Annotated in this window: 12 protein-coding genes and 1 pseudogene; 9 read left to right on the forward strand and 4 right to left on the reverse strand. The window is 43.6% G+C overall.

Annotation, left to right across the window (positions count from 1 at the left end):
* Nucleotides 1-6: 6 nt before the first annotated feature.
* Nucleotides 7-477, forward strand: a complete 471-nt coding sequence (locus tag NSTC745_RS03095; protein WP_445635839.1) for a BON domain-containing protein — start codon at nt 7-9, stop codon at nt 475-477.
* A gap of 776 nt (nt 478-1253) precedes the next feature.
* On the opposite strand, the pseudogene NSTC745_RS03100 reads toward NSTC745_RS03095, so the two are convergent.
* Nucleotides 1254-1598: pseudogene (locus tag NSTC745_RS03100) on the reverse strand (DUF433 domain-containing protein).
* Nucleotides 1599-1884: 286 nt separating this feature from the next.
* Here NSTC745_RS03100 and smc point away from each other — a divergent pair.
* The 6 genes from smc (at nt 1885) to NSTC745_RS03130 (ending at nt 15159) form a co-directional block, all read left to right on the forward strand.
* The gene (gene smc, locus NSTC745_RS03105; protein WP_445635840.1) at nt 1885-5559 is read left to right on the forward strand and encodes a chromosome segregation protein SMC; all 3675 of its coding nucleotides are present in this window, start codon (nt 1885-1887) and stop codon (nt 5557-5559) included.
* Nucleotides 5560-5617: 58 nt separating this feature from the next.
* Nucleotides 5618-6607, forward strand: coding sequence for a PRC-barrel domain-containing protein (locus tag NSTC745_RS03110; protein ID WP_445635841.1), 990 nt, complete (start codon nt 5618-5620; stop codon nt 6605-6607).
* Between the two features lie 561 nt (nt 6608-7168).
* On the forward strand, nt 7169-7405 hold the full coding sequence (locus NSTC745_RS03115; protein WP_445635842.1) for a hypothetical protein: 237 nt from the start codon (nt 7169-7171) through the stop codon (nt 7403-7405).
* Nucleotides 7406-7597: 192 nt separating this feature from the next.
* Nucleotides 7598-8479, forward strand: a complete 882-nt coding sequence (locus tag NSTC745_RS03120) for a HEAT repeat domain-containing protein (RefSeq protein ID WP_445635843.1) — start codon at nt 7598-7600, stop codon at nt 8477-8479.
* 726 nt (nt 8480-9205) lie between these two features.
* Nucleotides 9206-10309, forward strand: coding sequence for a TIGR03032 family protein (locus tag NSTC745_RS03125; RefSeq protein ID WP_445635844.1), 1104 nt, complete (start codon nt 9206-9208; stop codon nt 10307-10309).
* 65 nt (nt 10310-10374) lie between these two features.
* Nucleotides 10375-15159 carry a beta strand repeat-containing protein gene (locus NSTC745_RS03130; protein WP_445635845.1) on the forward strand — a complete coding sequence of 1595 codons (4785 nt, stop codon included), beginning with the start codon at nt 10375-10377 and terminating at the stop codon, nt 15157-15159.
* Nucleotides 15160-15356: 197 nt separating this feature from the next.
* Here NSTC745_RS03130 and NSTC745_RS03135 read toward each other — a convergent pair whose 3' ends face one another.
* Nucleotides 15357-15998 (reverse strand): hypothetical protein, encoded by a 642-nt coding sequence (locus NSTC745_RS03135; protein WP_445635846.1) that lies wholly within the window; start codon nt 15996-15998, stop codon nt 15357-15359.
* Between the two features lie 640 nt (nt 15999-16638).
* Between NSTC745_RS03135 and rpsD the strand changes: the two genes are divergently transcribed.
* Nucleotides 16639-17247, forward strand: coding sequence for a 30S ribosomal protein S4 (gene rpsD / locus NSTC745_RS03140; protein WP_445635847.1), 609 nt, complete (start codon nt 16639-16641; stop codon nt 17245-17247).
* Between the two features lie 307 nt (nt 17248-17554).
* Here rpsD and moaA read toward each other — a convergent pair whose 3' ends face one another.
* The gene (gene moaA, locus NSTC745_RS03145; RefSeq protein ID WP_445635848.1) at nt 17555-18541 is read right to left on the reverse strand and encodes a GTP 3',8-cyclase MoaA; all 987 of its coding nucleotides are present in this window, start codon (nt 18539-18541) and stop codon (nt 17555-17557) included.
* 166 nt (nt 18542-18707) lie between these two features.
* On the opposite strand from moaA, the gene NSTC745_RS03150 reads away from it, so the two are divergent.
* Nucleotides 18708-19739 (forward strand): hypothetical protein, encoded by a 1032-nt coding sequence (locus NSTC745_RS03150; RefSeq protein WP_445635849.1) that lies wholly within the window; start codon nt 18708-18710, stop codon nt 19737-19739.
* A 79-nt stretch (nt 19740-19818) separates the two neighbouring features.
* On the opposite strand, the gene NSTC745_RS03155 is transcribed toward NSTC745_RS03150, so the two are convergent.
* Nucleotides 19819-22203: a filamentous hemagglutinin N-terminal domain-containing protein gene (locus NSTC745_RS03155; protein ID WP_445635850.1), complete on the reverse strand. Its 2385-nt coding sequence runs from the start codon at nt 22201-22203 to the stop codon at nt 19819-19821.
* Nucleotides 22204-22503: the final 300 nt, after the last annotated feature.

Genomic DNA, 22503 nt, shown 5'->3' on the forward strand with positions numbered 1-22503 from the left:
TAAATAATGAAAAAGCTAATTCCATTTGTAGTTAGTGGCATTTTGGTAATTGGTGCTGTTGGCTGCCAAGAAACTGCTAAAACTAATTCCCAAACTCCTACCACTACCAATGAAGCGTCCCAACCACCAGCAACACCAGCCTCGGCAACAAATCCAAGTGTTGATAAAACTGTTAAAGTTCCAGCACTACCAACTTTGGTTCCAATACCTACTACACAGACTAAAGTTAAAATCGATTCTCCAAAAAGTGCAACAACAAAAGCTGAAAGCGATTTAAAAACTGAAGTCAGCAAAAAGTTGAATCAAGATTTACCAGGAAATAAGTTACAAGTTGAAAATAAAGAGGGTGAAATTATCCTCAAAGGTACAGCTAGTTCTGTTGATGAACTTAAAAAAGCTGAAACCTTGGCTAAGGAAGTTCAAGGTGTGAAAATGGTGAAGATAGAAGCAAAAGTTGAAGCTGTGAAAAAGCCATAGAAGAATAGTTGAACTTCTGTGTTGCTGATTTCATGCATGAAAACGATTGTGCACGATCTCAAAATTTTTGTAGGGATGTTGCATTGCAACGTCTCTACATACAGCAGATTACAGGTAGGTGAGGTACAGATAATTGTACGGGCGCACAGCTGTGCGCCCCTACCCGTGTACGTCATTTACCTGAAAAATGCTTTAAATGTACAAAAACGGTGGAGGGCGATCGCCTTTCTTATTCCCATTTAAGGTATAATTTTATATTTATTAACTACTCTCATAAAAAAATCAGGATTTATCAGCAATTTTTTGAAGAATTTTATTTAAACTTCGTGTTTTGGCTAAATTAAATAAGCAAAAGCCGCAATTACTTTCTCAAGAGCTGCAATTGCTTTCTCATTTCAGTGTTTTACGCAAGCAAAAGCTGTAATTGCTTTCTCAAAACAAGCTTTTGCTTTCTCATTTCAGTATTTTACGCAAGCAAAAGCTGTAATTGCTTTCTCAAAACAAGCTTTTGCTTTCTCATTTCAGTGTTTTACGCAAATAAAAGCTGTAATTGCTTTCTCAAAACAAGCTTTTGCTTTCTAAAAATGAATTACTGTATATCAAAAAAGTGGTAAATTAACAATTTGGTTTTGATATTCGTTCTTAAAAGACGCTTCAGCAATTAAAATTAATTGATTAATAGTCTGACCTATAGTTAATTTCTCATTCAAAATAAAAATGCCTGGTACATTACGTCCTTGCGCGATATGTTCAGCTAAATGTACAGGCGCAGATATTTAATAGTCATTATCCCGTGTTTTTGGCAGAGCTTGTTTTTCAGCTAACAGTTTTCTCAATTTGATAACAGTCGGTGAGGGATTGCGCCGCTGTTCTTCCTGCATTCTATGACTCCACTCCAACCAATTAGCTATATAGGCACTGACAGCTTCTTTATTGTGCAAATAATAAAGAATAGTCGCGTAAACTTGTTCTAGTGTTAGTGATGGATAACTTTCGGCAATTTCCTATGGAGTTCGAGCGCGGTGGATAAAATCATAAAGTATAGTTTCAATTCCTACTCTTGTACCTTTGAGCCGAATATCATCGGGACGTTGAAAGTCAAAGTAATCTTCTAGTTGCATAATTTACTGCATGGTTTGTCTATTCCTAATAAAATCTTACATACTGGCAAAATCCTATTACAAAAATTTGTGAATGAAATGCAAGCGATCGCCCCCTTTAGCAATTTTTGATTTTAGATTTTCTTCCCCTGCTCCCCCTGCCTCCCCTGTTCCCCCTGCTCCCTGCCTACCCTGCCTCCTCTGTGGTTTAATAATCCTGAATTACCCCTAGTTACCCTCTTGCGATTCTGGAATTACTTGATACACTTGTCTTTCATTAACCATTAGCCCAGTTAACCAGCGCCCTATGGTGCATATCAAGCGCGTGGAACTCACCAACTTCAAATCCTTCGGCGGTACTACCTCAGTCCCTTTGCTGCCGGGGTTTACTGTCATATCTGGGCCAAATGGTTCGGGTAAATCAAATATTTTGGATGCGTTGCTGTTTTGTTTGGGACTCGCTAGTTCTAAGGGAATGCGGGCGGATCGCTTGCCGGATTTGGTAAATAATACTCAAACGGCTAAGGGAAGGAGTGCGATTGAGGCTAGTGTGACGGTGACGTTTGATTTGTCGGATGAGGTGTCACGCAGAGGCGCAGAGGCGCAGAGGGAGGAAGAGGAGGAAGCAGGGGAAGCAGGGGAAGCAGAGGAAGCAGGAGAAGAAAATTTAAAATCTAAAATCGTTCGACTGAGCGAAGCCGAAGTCCAAAATCCAAAATTGGCGGAGTGGAGTGTCACTAGGAAGTTGCGGGTGACTCACCAGGGCACTTATACGTCGAATTACTACATTAACGGTGTCGCTTGTACGCTGACGGAGTTGCATGAGGAATTAAATAATCTGCGGATTTATCCTGAAGGCTACAACGTGGTGTTACAGGGGGATGTCACTAGTATTATTTCGATGAATGGGCGCGAGAGGCGGGAAATTATTGATGAGTTGGCTGGGGTGGCGGCGTTCGATCGCAAAATTAATCAAGCGAAATCTACTTTAGATGAGGTAAAGGAAAAGGAAGATAGCTGTCGGATTATTGAGACGGAATTAACCGCACAACGCGATCGCCTTTCTCAAGATCGTGCTAAAGCTGAGAAGTATCAAAAACTGCGGGCGGAATTCTTAGCGAAGCAATCTTGGGAAGCTGTATTATCATGGCGATCGCTGCAAGCACACCAAGAAAAGTTGGTTGGTGAAATTCAAAGTGGCGATCGTAATTCTGGCGAACTCAATACGCAACTCACAACTTTAAATTCCGAAATCGTCCAAAAAAATGCCGAACTTGAAGAACTCAATGCCCAGGTGAAAGCTTTGGGAGAAGATGAACTTTTGGCTGTACAATCTACCCTCGCTACCCAAGAAGCAGAACGCAAACAATTGTTGCGTCAGCAAACGGAATTACAAACATCTTCCCAAGAAACTGCCAAGCGTCTGGCTCAAACTCAGCAGGAGATTGAACAACACCGCCATACTTTACAAGAAGTTGCCCAAACGCAACTTGTAGAAGGGCAATCGATTGTTTATTGTCAGCAGCAAAGAAATGAGGCACAACAAACTTTAGAAACTTCTCGCCAAGCCGCCGCAGAAATCGCCTCGGCTTCGGAGGCATGGGTGCAGCAACAAACGGCATTCAACCGTCAAATTGAAACTTTGCTGCAAACTCTGGAACCCCAGCGCACGGAACAAGCACAACTGAGAGAACGCAATAACCAGTTACAGCAACTCATCCAAGAACAAACTCAGCTTATCGAACGCCTTGAACCGGAATTAGCGGCAAAACAAGCTGAATGTAGTGGTATTGAAACGGAATTTAACGCTTCTAGCGAACCCATCCAAAATTTAGCGCAAAATCTCTCAGCTACAGAACAAGAATTGCAAATTCAGCAGGAAACCCAAAAGCGGTTACTTGCTGAACAACGAGAAAAACAACGCCAGTTAGATAAATTAGAAGCGCAGACACAAGCACAGCAAGAAGTTCAAGGAACTCAAGCGAGTAAAGTGATTATACAATCGGGAATGCCTGGTGTTTGCGGTTTGGTTGTGCAGTTGGGACGAGTAGAACCCCGCTATCAGCTAGCTTTGGAAATTGCGGCTGGTGGACGTTTGGGACACATTGTGGTTGAAGATGACGGTATTGCAGCAGCAGGTATAGAATTGCTCAAACAAAAACGTGCGGGGAGGGCGACTTTTTTACCGTTAAATAAAATATCTGCTCCGAAATTTACCCAAGATGCAACGCTGCGTTTGGCTAGCGGTTTCGTCAATTATGCTGTGAATTTAGTTGATTGCGATCGCCGTTACAAAGATGTATTTAACTACGTTTTCGGTAACACCGTCGTCTTTGGCAGTCTGGAACAAGCACGAAAAAATTTAGGACTCTACCGCATCGTCACCTTAGACGGTGAATTGTTGGAAACCAGCGGTGCGATGACTGGAGGAAGCACTACTCAGCGTTCGGCATTGCGCTTTGGCACAGGTGAAGCAGCGGAATCTGATGAAGTTATTGCTTTAAAAAATCGTTTGGTAGATATTGAGCGAATTTTAGACCGTTGTACGGAAGCGATCGCCACTTTGTCAACCAGAACCAAACAATTGACGCAAGAATTAACAGAAGCCAGGCAAGCGCGGCGAGAACAGCAGTTGCAATTGGAACAGTTGCACAAAGATATTAAAAATTTAACAACGCAATTAGAAGGGACGCGATCGCAATTAGTCCAAAACAGCGAAAAATTAACCACTGCTCAATCTCGCCTGGAAGTTTTAGATCGGGAATTACCAGGACAAGAAACTCAACTGCAACAATTGCGACAAGCCTTAGCAGAGTTAGAAGCCTCGCAAACTCCGAGTGAATGGCAACAAATCCAAGCAACCATTAAAATTCAAGAGCAACAATTACAACAACGGGAATCAGCTTTAAGGGAAGCCGAACAAAGATTAAAAAATTTAGAAAATCAGCAACAGCGCCTCCAAGAAAAAATCCAAGAAGCCGAAACCCGAATCGCTGAATACGAAACCCAACAAACCTCTTGTAGAGACGCGATGAATCGCGTCTTGAACCAAATCGCAACGATAAACGACCAAATCGCCCAAACCCGTTTATCATTGAGCGAAATGGAGCAAAAATTAGGCGAACAAAAACATAAACGCGACGCCACAGAACAGGAAGTGCGATCGCAACTTTTGCGCCAACAACAACTAGAATGGGAAATTCAAAAACTCCAAGAAACGCAAGAAAAGCGGCGAGAAGAACTAGTTACACTGCAAAGTCAGTTGCGCGATGTGGCAGCAGAACTACCAGATCTGTTGCCGGAAGTTCCCGATAAAGTAGACTTGGAAGAATTGCAGAAAGAATTGCGATCGCTCTCCAAACGCCTACAAGCAATGGAACCTGTGAACATGCTGGCGTTGGAAGAATACGAACGCACTCAAAACCGCCTCCAAGAATTAACCCAAAAATTAGAAACCTTAGAAGCCGAACGCACCGAATTACTTTTGCGAATTGAAAACTTTACCACATTACGGCAACTCGCCTTTAAAGAAGCTTTCGATGCCGTCAATGAAAACTTCCAATCGATTTTCGCCGTTCTTTCCGACGGTGACGGCTATTTGCAACTGGAAAATCCCGAAGATCTATTTAGCAGCGGTTTGAATTTAGTTGCCCATCCCAAAGGCAAACCAGTACAGCGCCTAGCTTCCATGTCTGGGGGAGAAAAATCACTCACAGCCTTGAGCTTTATCTTTGCGCTGCAACGCTACCGCCCATCGCCATTTTACGCCTTTGACGAAGTAGATATGTTTTTGGATGGAGCAAACGTAGAGCGATTAGCTAGAATGATCGTGCAACAGTCACAACAAGCCCAATTTATAGTTGTTAGTTTGCGTCGTCCGATGATAGAATCAGCCGAACGCACAATTGGCGTTACTCAAGCACGAGGAGCTTATACTCAAGTTTTGGGGATTAAATTGACATCATCCAATACATCTGCTTGAGTTTTTGTTAATAATAGTGTATAGATAAACCGGATTCGAGATCAGGACTCGGTATAGAATGACCTCTGAACAAATAATTAGGCGTTCCGACATATTAAATACTCAGGTAATTACCCGCGACAACGGCAAACGACTAGGCATCGTCAGTCAAGTTTGGGTAGATATCGATCAACGAGAGGTTGTGGCTCTTGGTTTGCGAGACAGCCTGATCTCTATTTCGGGCATACCGCGCTACATGTACCTCAACAACATCAACCAAATTGGTGATGTCATCCTGGTTGATAACGAAGATGTAATAGAAGATATCGAAGTTGAAGCTCTCAGCAACCTGATTAACTGGGAAGTAATCACAGAAACAGGTGAAGTCTTAGGCAAAGTTCGCGGCTTCAAGTTCAACGGTGAAACAGGTAAACTTGATTCCATAGTCATTGCCTCATTAGGATTGCCCCAAATTCCCGATCAATTCGTCAGTACTTACGAGTTCTCAGTCGATGAAATTGTCAGCACAGGCCCCAATCGCTTGATTGTGTTTGAGGGAGCCGAAGAACGGGTGAACCAGTTGACAGTCGGTTTACTAGAGCGTTTGGGCATCGGCAAAGCACCGTGGGAGCGAGACGAAGAAACAGAATACGGTGGTTATACTCCACCACGCCAAGTAACCCCAGATAAACAGCTGCCAAGTGGAGTACCATTGCAGCCACCCAAACCGAAAGTCCGCGCCCCTGAACCCGTAGCCGAAGAGGAATGGACAGAAGACTATGTGGAAGAAGTCAGGCCACAGCGCCAAGTGATGAAGGCGCGGCAGTATGAGTCTATTCAATACGAAGAAGACGACGAAGAAGATAACTGGAGTGAAGCAACAGGTAGCGACAGGTATAAACAACCCCTAAAATCTGAACCCCAGCCTTATAACAAGTCATACGCTGATGATTACGATGATTATGACGACTTAGAAACCGATGCTTGGGAAGATGCGCCAAAGCCAGTCAATATTCCCAAGAAAGTCAAAGAAAGACAGCCAGAATACGAAGAAGAAGGCGGATATTAATTCGTAATTCCATCTCAAGGTGGCTTTAGCCCTTTCCCTACAATAAGTAAGGAAAGGGCTAATTTTTCAAATGCAGTAGTGGTATAGCAAGCTTAATAGCTTATATTCGATTGTGCCAGATGAATTTACAAAATCTAGACGCACAAGGCCATTCCCAATTTAAATTTAGGCTGTGTTACCAAGCGATGCACCTTCAACAATTTAAGGTGCGGTAGCTAGCCTACAGCATAACCACGCGACAAACAATTCATATTTCTTCATATACATTGAATTGCGATCGCTGACTTACTTAACTTATGCCGAAATACTTACCAGCACCTTGATTGAAGGCTGGACTTAGCTTACTTATTTGAAGATTTCCCTTAAAAAGCTTTACCGATGGTAACGCAATCTGAGAAGATCTGAATGTATCTTCTGTCAGCTATTAGTTAGTTATTTTTTGACAATTGTTTAATTGTATGCATCAAAAAGCTACTAGCTTTGGCAAAGTAACTAACAATAAACAACAGTCAAACACTGACAAAAAAACATCATAAATACACATAAAAGGAAACAAAAGATATGGATGAAACCTCGGAACTGACAACAAATGATGTAACCACTCAAGACATAGCAGAAGTGATTGCAGAACTTGAGCAATATCGGGAACGTTTAGTTCAAGAAACTACAGAAACAGCAAAACGCGCTAAGTTGATGAGGGTAAGCGTCATGGCAAAATTGGAACCTGAGCTTGCCAAAATTGATGCTGCCCTCCAAGAACTGCGTAATCAGCAGGCCACTCTCAGCGGTAGTAATTAGTACTACAAGGCAAAAACCAGACAATTTTGGATTTTAGATTTTGGGCTTCGACTACGCTCACTCGAACGATTTTCGATTGGCTATCGAGGATTACACATCGTCATTATAAGAGTGGTGGGAAGCTCTTTTATTATCTCCCCACACTTCCCGCACTCCCTACACTCTCCCCACACTCCCCATTCCCTAATTCACATGGTCAACTTTGAAACTCAGTCCGGGGAAAATTCAATCCAGCTATCCCACGCCGAAACTGATGCTTTACTTGCAGCAGTCAGCGAGCAATTAAATCAAAATACCTTCAACCCCGATGACCAAAAAATCCTCAAACAAATGATTGAGAGTATGGGAGACTCACGGGGGATGGTACGTTTGAGTTTTGCAGAGGCTTTGGGTAAAGTCGGTAAGCCTGTAACTCCTTTATTATTGCAAGCTGTGGCAAATCACCCAAATCCAGTTGTCAGGAGAGCTAGCACTAAAACTTTGACATTGATTGGCGATCCGATCGCAGTTCCCACCTTAGTCAACGCCCTCCTAAATGATGAGGATACCGTAGTTAAAGGTTCGTCAGTGGGAGCGCTGGCTAAGATTGGTGAGGCTGCTGTACCAGCATTGTTGGAAATTTTAGCTTCATCCGAATATCCAGAAAGCGCCAAAGGATATGCAGTATGGGCGTTAGCATTTATTGGAGCAGAGGCAAAGGAATATCTATATCGGGAAATTAACTCTGACTCGCCAGAAGTTCGGGCCGCAGTGGTGGGAGCGATCGCTAAAATCGCTGAAGAACGCACAGAGGCTGAAGCATTTCAAATCTTGATTAACGCCCTCACCGATGCATCCCCAATCGTGCGGTGTGAAGCCGCGGTAGCTTTGGGTAGCTTAGCTCATCAACCAGCAATTCCCAACCTCGTTGAATTATTGCATCATCCCGATTGGGAAACTCGAAAAGCAGCCGCTTTGGCATTGATGAAAATTGGTGATGGTATTGCTTTAGAGCCTCTACAAACCGCATTGACCGAAGAACAGGAAGCAGGAGTTCAAGCGGTGATTAAATTAGCAATTTCTCAACTTGAATAAAGATTAAGAATAAACACAATCATGCGTTACGGGCTTCGTATTCATGCGATCGCCGCTGATTGTCTCGTCAAAATTTTCCTACCGACTCTCGAAAGGTCTAAAGCAATTTAGTCGCTTGTCTGTACAGCCAAGAGGTAAACGTGCTGCGATCGTTGTTGCTCATTGAATTTTAATTATTACCTACAAAAAGGCAATATACCGCCCAGGTGTAGGTTTTTTAGGCTTTCCTTTAAAAATACGAGTTTTAGAGGGTGAGGGTTGATAAAACCATGATGATTACCTTGGTTTTACATTTATTACTCATTGCTTTATTAAAAACCTATACGTGTCAGCCATTGCCTACTCCCTTTTTCAAGCTAGGTCTATTGGAAATTAGTCAAGTTTTGAAAAATTTATCTTCCGTATATATACTGTTTATTTTTAAGTAAAAAACTTTATCATAACATTAAGTACCAAAGTCAGACTTACCAGTAAAACATCATAAAATCAACCAAAATCAAAATGTCTGCAAAGTTATATACAGTGCGGCTTGATGGCAGTATAACCTGTTATCAGCGGGCGATTCCTTTGGGTATTGTTCCTGGTACAGGTTTGTTTATTGGTGACCAATTTACTTGAGACAAAAGTGACCGGTACTACCTCTGGATTTAGTTTTGTGCAATCTTTTTTATGCAACTAAGTCTAAAACATGACATTATCTTGCTCAAAAAATTTGAAATTTGATTTATGCTAGCCACCTCCAGCACTACTGCCCCACAAGAGAACAACTTAATTGAGTGTAACGCTGACCAAGGATTTATTTCTTGGCTGAGTCAAGCAGGAGGTTCGGTTGCCATCACCACCTACCAAGCCGGGAAACTAGCACTAGTGGGTTGGAATGGACAACAGATTACCATGCTATTACGCCAATTTTCCAAACCAATGGGGTTAGCAGTTCATGGTTCGCGTTTGGCACTGGCTACCCATCACGAAGTCTATTTATTAGCCAATGCCCCCACATTAGCTTATGAGTATTTAGAAGACCAGCCCGGACGGTACGACGCCCTTTACCTGCCACGGATGACATACTTCACAGGCGACCTGAACATTCACGACCTGGAATTTGGTAGGGAAGGGCTGTGGATTGTCAACACCCGTTTTTCCTGCCTTTCTGCCTTGAGTCCAGACTTTAGTTTTGTACCGCGCTGGCATCCCAAATTTATTTCTGAAGTAGTACCAGAAGACCGATGCCACCTCAATGGCTTAGCAATGGTGGATGGCAAACCTAAATACGTGACTGCCCTCGGTGCGACAGATACCGTCGGGGGATGGCGGCCGGGTAAAGCCAACGGTGGGGTCGTAGTGGAAGTGGAGAGCAATGAAATTATTTTAGATGGATTATCAATGCCCCATTCCCCAATTTGGCATGACGGGTTTTTGTGGCTGCTCAACTCTGGTGCAGGGGAAGTATGGCGCATTCATCCAGAATCAGGAGATAAACAGGTAGTCTGCGTACTCCCCGGATTTCTGCGGGGTTTATGCTGCGTCGGGTATTACGCCCTAGTGGGACTATGCCAGATTCGGGAACGGCATATTTTTGGGGGGTTGCCCATTACTCAAAGGTTTGAGCAGTTGCTCTGTGGCGTAGCAGTCGTAGATTTGCGAAATGGGCAGCACCTGGGGATGCTGAAGTTCAGCACAGGATGTCAAGAACTTTATGATGTCCAGTTCCTTGCTGGTGTAGGGCGTCCGATGGTTTTGAATCAGGAACGAAAAGAAATCCGCCAAGCATTTACAGCACCAGAGTTGAACTACTGGCTGCGACCCAGTGCGGTGATTCCTAATGACTAAAGAGTCTGTCTAGTCACAGCGTAATTGTTGAAATCAAATTTTTAGTTTTTAAAAGAGGTTTTTCCATGACAGAATTCAAAGTTAATACTTACATCAACAATAATCAATCCAACTCCACAGTGGCGATGGATAACACTGGAGATTTTGTGATTGTCTGGACTAGCGAAGGTCAAGACGGGTCTGGTACTGGCATATATGCCCAACGCTACAACAGTGCTGGAGTGGCACAAGGGGGCGAATTTAAAGTTAATACCACCACTGCCAACAGCCAAACTAACCCCACAGTAGCGATGGATGCAGATGGGGACTTTGTGATTTCCTGGGCTAGCTATGGTCAGGACGGGTCTTATGAGGGAATATATGCTCAACGCTACAACAGTGCCGGAGTAGCACAAGGCGGCGAATTTAGAGTTAATACCACCACTGCCAACAGCGAAAATAACCCCACAGTAGCGATGGATGCAGATGGGGACTTCGTGATTTCTTGGGCTAGCGTAGATCAAAACTCGTCTATCAATGCGATATATGCCCAACGCTACAACAGTGCTGGAGTGGCACAAGGGGGCGAATTTAAGGTCACTACCACCAACAAAAGCCAAAATAACCCCACAGTAGCGATGGATGCAGATGGGGACTTTGTGATTTCTTGGCAAAGCTCTGGTCAAGACGGGTCTGGTAGTGGAATATATTTCCAACGCTACAACAGTGCCGGAGTGGCACAATCAAGCGAATTCCAGGTCAACACCTACTTCACTGACGAGCAAATTAATCCCACAGTGGCGATGGATGCCAATGGAAACTTCGTAATTTCCTGGCAAAGCTTTGGTCAAGACGGGTCTGACAATGGGATATATGCTCAACGCTACAACAGTATTGGGGTGAAACAAGGGAGCGAATTTAGGGTCAATACCTACACCGATGGCGGTCAAAGTAATCCCACGATAGCGATGGATGCAAGTGGAAGCTTTATTATTTCCTGGCAAAGTTTTGGTCAGGACGGCTCTGACAATGGAATATATGCTCGACGCTACAACAGTTCTGGTGTGGCACAAGGGAACGAATTTAAGGTCAATACCTACACCACCAATAACCAACTTAACCCCACGATCGCGCTGGATGACAATGGGAACTTTTTAATTGCTTGGAATAGCTCTGGTCAGGACGGGTCTGGTGATGGAATATATGCAGAACACTACAAAAACAGTGGTGCTCCCCCAACAATTACCTCTGGTTCTAGCTCTGCTTTGGCATACACCGAGAACGCCACTATAGCGATCGATTCAGGTATTGCCGTCGCTGATACAGACTCCCCCAACTTAGTTAGTGCCACCATCAGCATTAGCAGTGGTTTCGTCTCTGGTCAAGATATCCTCGCTTTCACCAACCAAAATGGGATTACCGGCAGCTACAACAGCAGCACGGGTGTCTTAACCTTAACTGGCAGTGCCACCGTTGCTAACTATCAAACTGCACTGCGTTCCATTACTTATACCAACAGCAGCGACAATCCTACTACAACACCTCGTACCATCAGTTTCCTAATTAATGATGGGGCTGCTAATAGTAGCGCCGCTATCCGCAATGTTAATATCACGGCGGTGAATGATGCACCCGTTGTTACTGCTACAAACTCTGCTTTGGCATATACCGAGAACGCTACTACAGGCATCGACTCAGGCATTACCATCAGCGATGTAGACTCAGCCAACTTAGTCAGTGCTACTGTCAGCGTTAGCAGTGGTTTCGTCTCTGGGCAAGACATTCTCGCCTTCACTAACCAAAATGGAATTACGGGGAGCTATAACAGCAGCACAGGTATCTTAACCTTAACTGGCAGTGCCACCGTTGCTGATTATCAAACTGCACTGCGTTCCATTACTTATACCAACAGCAGTGACAACCCCACTACAACACCTCGTACCATCAGTTTTGTCGTTAATGATGGCACTGCTAATAGTACTACTGTTACCCGCAATATTAATATTACGCCGGTGAATGATGCACCGATTGTTGCCAACCCCATTGTTGACCAAGCAACAACAATAGACACCACCTTCAACTTTGCCCTACCAGCAAACACCTTCACGGATGTGGATGGTGGAAATCTCACCTACACAGCCACCCTGGAAAATGGTGGTTCACTTCCTAGCTGGTTGACCTTCAATGGCACCAGTTTCAGTGGGACTCCCACAACTAACAACGTTGGTAGCCTCAACATCAAAGTTATCGCCAGTGATGGAAAAGCATCTATCGACGATGTTTTTATGCTGACAGTGACCGATCCTAGTCAAGTGGTTACTGTAATTAATGGTACTTCTGATATAGATAACCTGAGTGGTACGCCGTATCGGGATCTGATCTCTGGATTAGTGGGCAATGACACACTTCAAGGACTAGGTGGTAATGACACCCTTAATGGTGGTGATGGCAATGATATCTTAGATGGCGGTACAGGAGATGATACCCTCATTGGTGGTAAAGACGATGATATCTATATTGTAGACAGCCTCAGCGATACGATTACTGAAGCCTTAAATGCAGGTACAGATTTAGTCAAGTCTTCAGTGAATTGGGTGTTGGGAGCGAATCTAGAAAACTTGACTTTGATTGGAAACGAGGCAATCAATGGTACTGGTAATACACTCAACAATATTCTCATAGGAAATACTGGTGCTAACATCTTAAGCGGCGAAAATGGTAATGATAACCTCAGCGGTGATGACGGCAATGATAGCTTGTTGGGCGGTGCAGGCAATGACACCTTAGATGGAGGTGCAGGAGCCGACAGTCTTGATGGTGGAGTTGGTAACGACATTTACACCGTAGACAACCTCAGCGATACCATTACTGAAGGCTTAAATGCAGGTACAGATTTAGTCAATTCTTCAGTGAATTGGGTGTTGGGAGCGAATCTAGAAAACTTGACTTTGATTGGAACCGAGGCAATCAATGGTACTGGTAATACCCTCAACAACATCCTCATAGGAAATACTGGTGCTAACATCTTAAGCGGTGAAAGTGGCAATGATAACCTCAGCGGTGATGACGGCAATGATAGCTTGTTGGGCGGTGCAGGCAATGACACCTTAGATGGAGGTGCAGGAGCCGACAGTCTTGATGGTGGAGTTGGTAACGACATTTACACCGTAGACAACCTCAGCGATACCATTACTGAAGGCTTAAATGCAGGTACAGATTTAGTCAATTCTTCAGTGAATTGGGTGTTGGGAGCGAATCTAGAAAACTTGACTTTGATTGGAACCGAGGCAATCAATGGTACTGGTAATACCCTCAACAACATCCTCATAGGAAATACTGGTGCTAACATCTTAAAAGGGGAAGATGGCAATGATAACCTCACCGGTGATGACGGCAATGATAGCTTGTTGGGTGATGCAGGTAATGATGACCTAAGCGGTGATGGCGGCAACGATAGCTTGATGGGTGGTGCAGGTAATGACACCTTAGATGGAGGTGCAGGAGCTGACACTCTTTATGGTGGAATAGGCAACGACGTTTACATCATAGACAACCTCAGCGATACCATTAATGAAGACTTAGATGCAGGTACAGATTTAGTTAAGTCTTCGGTAGATTGGATCTTGGTAAATAACCTGGAAAACTTGACCTTGACTGGAACTGAGGCAATCAATGGTACTGGTAATACCCTCAACAACATCCTCACAGGAAATGCTGGTGCTAACAGTTTGAATGGACAAGATGGCAATGATAGCCTGATTGGTGGTTCCGGCAATGACATCTTGTTGGGCGGTTCAGGTGACGATGACTTGGATGGAGGTATCGGTAATGACACCTTGAATGGAGGTGCAGGTAATGACATCTTAGATGGTGGAGTCGGTAATGACAACCTTGATGGTGGAGCAGGGGATGACATTTACACCGTAGACAGCCTCACCGATTCGATTACTGAAGGCTTAAATGCAGGTATCGATCTAGTCAACTCTTCAGTAGATTGGGTGTTGACAGATAACCTGGAAAACTTGACCTTGACTGGAAGCAAGGTAATTAATGGTACTGGCAACAGCTTTAATAACATCATCACAGGAAATGGTGGTGCTAACATCTTGAGTGGACTTGATGGTAGTGATAGCCTGATTGGTGGTTCCGGGGATGACACCTTGTTAGGCGGTTCAGGTGATGATGATTTGGATGGAGGTACAGGTAATGATAACCTTGATGGTGGAGTTGGCAATGACACTTACACTGTAAACAGTATCAGCGATACCATCGTTGAAGGCTTAAATGCAGGCACAGATTTAGTTGAGTCTTCTATAGCTTGGGTGTTGACAGATAACCTGGAAAACTTGACCCTGGCTGGAAGTTCAGCAATCAATGGTACTGGCAACACCCTCAATAACACCATCACAGGAAATGCTGGTGCTAATAATTTGAATGGACTTGATGGTAACGATATCCTCTTGGGTGGTTCTGGCATTGACACCTTGTTGGGCGGTGCAGGTGACGATGTACTGGCTGGTGGAATTGGTAAAGATGTGCTGACTGGTGGAAGTGGTCGAGATAGCTTTAACCTGGCTGATACCCGCACTAGTGGCTTTGATACTATTACTGATTTTATTGTTGGAGATGATACTATCTTGATTTCTAAGGCGGAGTTTGGACTGAGCCAATCTGTAAATACTACATTGGATTCGAGCATATTCCGACTTGGTACTGTTGCCACAGCGGCAGGCGATCGCTTCATCTACAATCAATCTACGGGTAACTTATTCTTTGATAAAGATGGACTCGGTGGCACAGCACAAGTTCAAATCGCTCAGTTCTCGAATCAGGCAATGCTTACTAATGCAAATATTACTGTGATTGCCTAACGGCAGCTATGCAGTAAGCATTGGTAAATTAGCCTCTCAGGTTGAAGCGCTCTAAGATACAAGGTTGGGTTTTGCAACAGCGAAACCCAACCTTATAAATTCAGATCTGATGATTTATTTTTTGGTAGTCCGTGAATAGAACTGGCTATTAGCCAACTCTATAAATCTGTATTTTCAGCAATTGCAAAGCACCTGATTTAATTAGTGCCAGGCTGAGTTGGAATAAGCTGTTGTTGTGTTGGGACTGGCGTAGTTTCCAAACTAGGGCTTGAATTAGTAGGTAATAAAGTCGGTGGTGTAGATGAAGAAACCCCGATAACACTGCTGTCACTGCCATCGATGCAAGTGTCCAACGCCTGGTTAGGAAGAAGCTCGATTTTACTAAGTAAGCCAACTACACACTGACCAAAGCGCACTGGTAACAAACTGCGACCACAGTAATTTAAGGCTGCGGGATTAATTGCTTCCTTGGTTATCGAGCTGACGCCGACTACGCAGGTAGCTAACTCCTCAGGACGCCTAGCTCTCCCACAGTAAGAAAGGGCATCTGCGGCTGTAATTTCAGTTTGCTTGTCAATTTTAACGACGCAAGCGCCAAAATCCCTGGGACGTAGTGCATTGGCGCACCCTTGTGATGCTGCTTCTGGCGTAATACCGGCCTTCAAAAGACCCTCTGCACAAACACTGTAATCATTCCTGTAGGAGGCAGCGATCGCCATATCAGGTAAAATCGCTGTCAACAATCCAGTTATTGCCAAAACTGGTACTGTTACAATCCCAAAGGTAGAACTGCCTTGTTTGTTCTGACCTTTGCTAACCGCTTTTTTGCTCTTTAACATTGCCATTCTCCAAACACCCAAAGTAATGCTAACTCAAATATCTGAAAAATCCTCAGGAATCAGGCATAATTCAGGATTCAGGAGTCATAACTTTGAATTCATAATTCACAATTGAGCAGTCAGAATGCTTTTGGGTTGAGCATTCAACCGACCAACATCTAGACAAGATTGATTATGCTGGAAATTGTGTTAATATGGGGAATTGTGTTAATATTATGATTCTTTGAAAAAGATAACAGATTTCCAGGAAGCTGAAGTAATCAACCTCAGTCTGGTAGCCAAGCAAAAAGCTTGTTTTACTCCTGACTTCTGGCTTTATGAATTCTGAATTCTGACTCAGGAATTGCTGAATTCTACTCTATGTAGGTAACGTAAAAAGTATTTCACAATAACAATACTACGTAAATCAATCTCACGATTGAGTAACCTACAAAACCAAATAAACACAAAAAACTAATTGCAAGAGTACGACATGGCACGTCGGAATTCACGCTTGGGGAGAGGATGCCTGCACTTGGGAAAAATACGTCAAACCAACGCAAGCAGCTTCGTAGAACCAAGAATCTCCTGATTTTTAATCAGTGGAGTGTCAAAATAGATGTTTGGGTAAAGTTTAAACAGGATTAGATTAAGGAAACTCATGTCCCGATACAGAGGGCCACGCCTCAGAATTATACGTCGCTTGGGCGACCTGCCTGGATTAACTCGTAAAAGCGCCAGACGTGCTTATCCACCAGGTCAGCATGGTCAGAACCGCAAAAAGCGCTCTGAGTATGCCATCCGTCTAGAAGAAAAGCAAAAGCTCCGGTTCAACTACGGTTTAACAGAAAAGCAGTTGCTACGCTATGTGCGGAAAGCCAGACGTGTTACTGGTTCTACCGGACAAGTCCTGCTGCAATTGCTAGAAATGCGTTTGGATAACACCGTTTTCCGCTTAGGTCTAGCTCCAACGATTCCAGCGGCTCGTCAATTGGTGAACCACGGTCACATTACTGTTAACGGCCGTGTAGTTAATATTGCTAGCTATCAATGCCGTCCGGGTGAAACCATCGCTGTCAGAGACCGGGAACAATCGCGCAAGTTGGTGGAAAATAACTTGCAATATCCCGGTTTGGCTAACCTTCCCAGTCACCTGGAGTTCGACAAAAATAAGTTGGTTGGAAAAGTCAACGGTATTATTGAGCGAGAATGGGTGGCACTACAAGTTAACGAACTACTTGTGGTGGAATACTACTCACGACAAGCTTAATAGTCATTTGTCCTTAGTTATTTGTCCTTAGTTATTTGTCTTTAGTCATTTGTAAAGACAAATCCCAAAGTTTGATTTGAGGTTTCCGACGATTGGACTTTGTAATAGAGGACAAATAACCATTGATTATGGGGAATTCCAGAAATTAAATTATCCAATTTTGAGAACAAAAACGCTCTTTAGATTCTTCCTCCCCTGCTTCAAGAGATCGAGAACTGCTCAAGAACTGCTCCCCTAACGATGGGATATTTTTTTATTTGGAAGTCCCATAGTTATTGGCAAAGGACAAATGACAAATGACCAATGACTATCCGCCAATTTGCGACATGGTGCGGCTGTATGCACCTTTGATACCAGAGTCGCGTCCCTTAAAGTTGATTTCTGGCTTGATTGCTAGTAAACGCCTCACCTGCTCTTTTAGTTGAGCAGTACTAGTACCAGAACGGAGGGCAGTTTTCAGGTCGAGTTGACCAGTTTCATTCAATAAACACGGACGCAGCCAACCATCAGCACTCAAGCGCATCCGGTTGCAACGATCGCAAAAACATTCTGACATCTGACTAATAAATCCAAGGGTTCCCTTTGCTCCAGGAATTTTAAACACATCAGCAGGGCCAGCGCCACGAACTTGGGATTCTGTCAAGCCCCAACGTTCCCAGATGCGTTGGCGTAAATCGGCTGAGGATACCCAACCGCGATCGCCAAATAAATTCAAATTGCCAATGGGCATAAATTCAATAAATCTCACATGCCACTGTCTATTTATTGTCAGGGCAGCTAAATCTAAAACTTCGCTATCGTTAACGCCAGGAATGACTACCACATTCAGCTTCAGTGGGTCAAATCCAACTTCATAGGCAACTTGAATACCATCCCAAACTTGTTGCCAACGAGAACGACCGCGATTACCGATAATTTGGTCAAAAGTGTCGGCGTCGAGAGAATCGAGACTAATATTAATGCGTCGCAAACCTGCATCGTAGAGGTCTTGTGCCATCGAGGCAAGCAAAAACCCGTTGGTGGTCATTGACAAATCTTGAGTTTGGGGAAAAGAGGCGATCGCACCTACTAAATCTACTACACGGGGACGTAGTAACGGTTCGCCCCCAGTCAAACGAAAGCGGCTAAAACCAAGAGGAATAAATACCTCTTGCAGCAGAACGAGCAGTTCTTCATCACTCAACAGCTGTTGCTTGAGAATATAGTCCAGCTCTACTCCCTCTGGCATACAGTATTGGCAACGGAAGTTGCAGCGATCGATTAAACTAATCCGGAGGTAGTCTACCTGGTTCATTGTTTTTATTTTTATTGTCTTGGAATAATTAAAAACACCACTGAGGTGGTTTACCCCTCTATCTATGTTTGTTGTAATTGAAAATACCGTCTTGTCCCTTAAGTTAGAATTCACAGAATTGTGGCATAATAAGCCGGTCGCATAAACTACTCGTTAGCCATCAATCGTGCAAGATACCGACTCCATCAACGACCTTGCTGCGGCTTTGCAACAGCCAGCAGATCTCACCTTTGAACTACCCGATCCAGAAGATGAACAGATTCTAGATTCAGATTTTCAACAGCAGCTCGAAATAGCTTGGCAGGTATGCGATCGCTTCGATCTGCAAACTGAAATCTGGCGGGGGCGAATTTTACGCGCCATCCGCGATCGAGAAAAAATTGGTGGCGACGGACGGGGTACGGGTTTTCTCAGATGGCTAAAAGAGCGGGAAATCAGCAAAAGTCAAGCTTATGCCTGGATTCAACTGGCTAATAGTGCTGATACCCTTTTAGAAGAAGGCAAACTAGACCCCAGCGCAGTGAATAACTTTAGCAAACGGGCATTTGTCGAAACCTCCAAAGCCGTGCCTGAAGTACAACACATGGTGAGTGAAGCCGCCCAAAAAGGCGATCGCATCACTAGGCGAGAAGTGCGACAACTCACCGATGAATGGACAGCTATGTCCTCAGAATTACTACCCGAACCAGTCAGAGCAAAAGCCGCAGATAACACCCTGCCGCCGCGCTACATTGCCCCTCTGGTAAAGGAAATGGAAAAACTGCCAGAATCGCACCAAAAGTTTATCCAAAAGGAAATAGCTGCCAATCCTGATGTAGATACCTTAAAACAGGTAACTACAGAAGCGCGTAATTTAGCAAAATACCTCAAAGGGGCAGCTCAAGTCCAGGCCCTAACGCAGGAAAATATTGATATTGAAACAGCTTTAGAAGAAGCGCAAAGAGTAGGCTGTTTGAGTATTGCTGCCGATCTAGTTAATCAAGCATCTCAAATCGAACAAACCATCGCCAAACTATATATGACTTGGAAACGTATCGGCAATTTGGCAGATAGATTGTATGTAGATACTGGCGCAAGTACGCCCAACTTGCGATCGCTCCTCAGTTGCTTAGAACCTCTGGGTGGTGAAATCATGGAATTGCAACTGAGTGGTACGACAGAACACACAGTACGTTTGCAGATTCAGGAGACGAATTAGGAATGGGGCATTAGATTGTAGGGGCGCACAGCTGTGCGCCCCTACTGCCGATATATGTGAAAACGTTATATCTGAATTTCTAGTTAGCAGCGCAAGATGCAGCTGTAAGTGATGAACTTTGAGGCGTTGCAGTTGGTAATTGAGCAACCAGAACCACGTTACCATTAGCATCCGTTACCCATCCTTGGGCTTCGACAATTTCACTAGGTTCGTTGACAGAATTCACTTTCTGTGATTTGGTATTCTGTTGCTTTTCAACAACTACTCTATTGTTCATCCCGTTAGCGCGATTCTCACTTTCTGGATTCAGTGTTATCCAATCTGCTAGGACTGCATCAGCCATCAAAGGCTGTGTGGGATCGGGTGTTGTTCCTCCACGTCCAATGTTATTAAATGAACTCCTGGCCGTTTTTGCACCAGAACCACAACCAGCAGCAATTTGCTGAGAAGGATCGACTAGATTTACAGGTAGTTCCACTAATCCCTTACTGGGGTCAACATCTGGTGAGTTTATTTGTACTGTGCCATCTAATGAAGAGTTTTGCCGAGAAAATGCCGTGATGTCATTTGTTCGCAGATTATTCGGGTCTTTTTCGCCTGTTGGATCGAGCCTCGCTACCTCTTCACCAGTGCGCCTCACAAATCCAAAGATGTTTTTAGTGGTGATTGTGATTTTGCCACCAGAGCCAAGGTTAGCGTTGGCGGTGATATCGCTATTTCCAAAAATAGGCGCGATAATGAAGCCATTTGGTGCTTTGATGGTGATATTACCCCCATCTCCATCACTGCCAGCATTAGTGGAAATTTGGCTGTTGCGGCGCATCAATAATAAATCCCGCACCTGTAGCGCCATATTCCCGCCTTTACCCGACTGACTATTAGATGTGAGTGTTCCTTGGTCGAGTAGGATGGAGCGAGCTGTTATATTTATATCGCCTGCTTTTCCTGAATTACGCACATCTTCTGGATAGATGAAAAAGTCTACAAGTTGACTGCTTACACTTATTGTAGCTCCGCCTCGGACAATCAATTTTCCTGTATCAATACTTATTTTACCAGCATCTCCGGAAGTATCTGTCAAAGCAAACAACCCAGTAGCTAAACCTCTTGAGCTTCCAATTAGTTCTACAGAATCGGAGGCTTTGACTATTAAATTTCCTCCATTCCCTGTACCTGCTATGGGTGGTGAGTTTCCATCAGATGATGCAGTGGAGTTTGTTCTTATTCGTCCCCCATCTTGGATAAGCAATCGTCCAGTGGTGATCTCTATGTCACCTGCTTTTCCAGCACCGCTTGTTGAACTCAATAATGCACTAGGTATCCTCAAATTATTATTTGGATTGACAAACCTACCAGTCACCTCCACCGATTCAGATGCTCTTACACTGAGCTTTCCACCATCACGTGTACTATTTGTAGCAGTAGATACTTGTGCGCCATCTCTAACGATTAATTTCCTGGAGCTAATTGTTAGGTCACCGACATTTTTATTAGCGATGATTTGACTGCCACTAGATTGAGTAGTCAGTAAAACGTTCCCCCCAATTATTTCTACATAGTTGCCTCGTACCTCAATATTACCGCCACTCTCACCACTAGCATCTACTTGAGATGCAATTCCAGAACCGTCAGTTCGCTTGATTACTCGAATATTCTGAAAATTTTGGACATCTGCATATCCCAAACTCAAGACTTCGTTTGTTAACTTCAAGCTGACTAAACTATTGGCAGTAAGGCTTCCTAGTTCAATTCGGCCTGAGTTTGCTGTTAAATTTCCGCCGTCTAGCGTTATATCACCGCCCACAAGTGCTAAGGTTTTACCTGACGGTACTTGTAAGCCAACAGGATTCTTTAAGATATTGGTTGTTTTCCCATCTGAACTGGGTGCTTGGGATTGATTAAGGATGAAATTAGCAGTTGGCCCGAATTGTAAACCAATGGGAACACTTACTCTCAGCAGGGGTACTTGGGGATCTGTGGCGCTAAATTTAGTACCATCAGCAAAGTTCAAACTAGCTGCCGTACTTGCTACAAATGAACCGCCGATGTTTAATGAAGCATTGCGACCAAAAATAATCCCATTCGGATTAATCAGAAACAGGTTGGCTCCATCGTTAGCCTTAAGAATGCCATCAATAGTAGAAGCAGACTTACCTGTTACCCTAGTGATAATGTTTTGAATAGCTGTCGCATTATTAAAGTAGGCTGTGGTTCCTTCTTCTACAGAAAATTGTTCAAAACTGTGGAACAAGTTACTACCACTAATTACTCCACCATCAATTTTGACAGTAGGCTGCCCATTGATTAGCTGAGGTGTAACAACTGAACTTTTAGATCCTAGAGTGTTATCTTCTAGAATCTGGGCAAATGCACAATTTTTCGAGAAGTTGAATGTTCCAATAATTGCTAAAGCACTCACTAGGGTAAACTTCCAATACTGGCTGCTTCGACTTTGATAAATCACAGGATTTGCACCCCAAAAAGTTTTTTTTAGTTTAATTTAGATAGTGAAATACTGTCGTTTACTAACGATAATAGTTGAAAACTATAAAAAGGCAGTAACACAAATCAAAATGAAATTATAGCTATTAAAATTTGTTTATAATCAGTCAACATTTTATGGATTTAGCTCTTAAAATTTGTTCCAAAATTAACTAAAATATAATTAATATGATGGTATGACGTTTCTTAAGAAACTGAGGTACACCAAAATGTTTTTTCCAAGGTTAGTACCTTTTCAAAGGTACCTCAGCAGGACGGAAAC

This window comes from Nostoc sp. DSM 114161, assembly GCF_052692665.1.

Bases quoted from the DNA above. Each gene is read 5' to 3' on its own strand.
- NSTC745_RS03095 (WP_445635839.1), top strand. From the start codon at position 7: ATGAAAAAGCTAATTCCATTTGTAGTTAGTGGCATTTTGGTAATTGGT.
- smc (WP_445635840.1), top strand. From the start codon at position 1,885: ATGGTGCATATCAAGCGCGTGGAACTCACCAACTTCAAATCCTTCGGC.
- NSTC745_RS03110 (WP_445635841.1), top strand. From the start codon at position 5,618: ATGACCTCTGAACAAATAATTAGGCGTTCCGACATATTAAATACTCAG.
- NSTC745_RS03115 (WP_445635842.1), top strand. From the start codon at position 7,169: ATGGATGAAACCTCGGAACTGACAACAAATGATGTAACCACTCAAGAC.
- NSTC745_RS03120 (WP_445635843.1), top strand. From the start codon at position 7,598: ATGGTCAACTTTGAAACTCAGTCCGGGGAAAATTCAATCCAGCTATCC.
- NSTC745_RS03125 (WP_445635844.1), top strand. From the start codon at position 9,206: ATGCTAGCCACCTCCAGCACTACTGCCCCACAAGAGAACAACTTAATT.
- NSTC745_RS03130 (WP_445635845.1), top strand. From the start codon at position 10,375: ATGACAGAATTCAAAGTTAATACTTACATCAACAATAATCAATCCAAC.
- NSTC745_RS03135 (WP_445635846.1), bottom strand. From the start codon at position 15,998: ATGTTAAAGAGCAAAAAAGCGGTTAGCAAAGGTCAGAACAAACAAGGC.
- rpsD (WP_445635847.1), top strand. From the start codon at position 16,639: ATGTCCCGATACAGAGGGCCACGCCTCAGAATTATACGTCGCTTGGGC.
- moaA (WP_445635848.1), bottom strand. From the start codon at position 18,541: ATGAACCAGGTAGACTACCTCCGGATTAGTTTAATCGATCGCTGCAAC.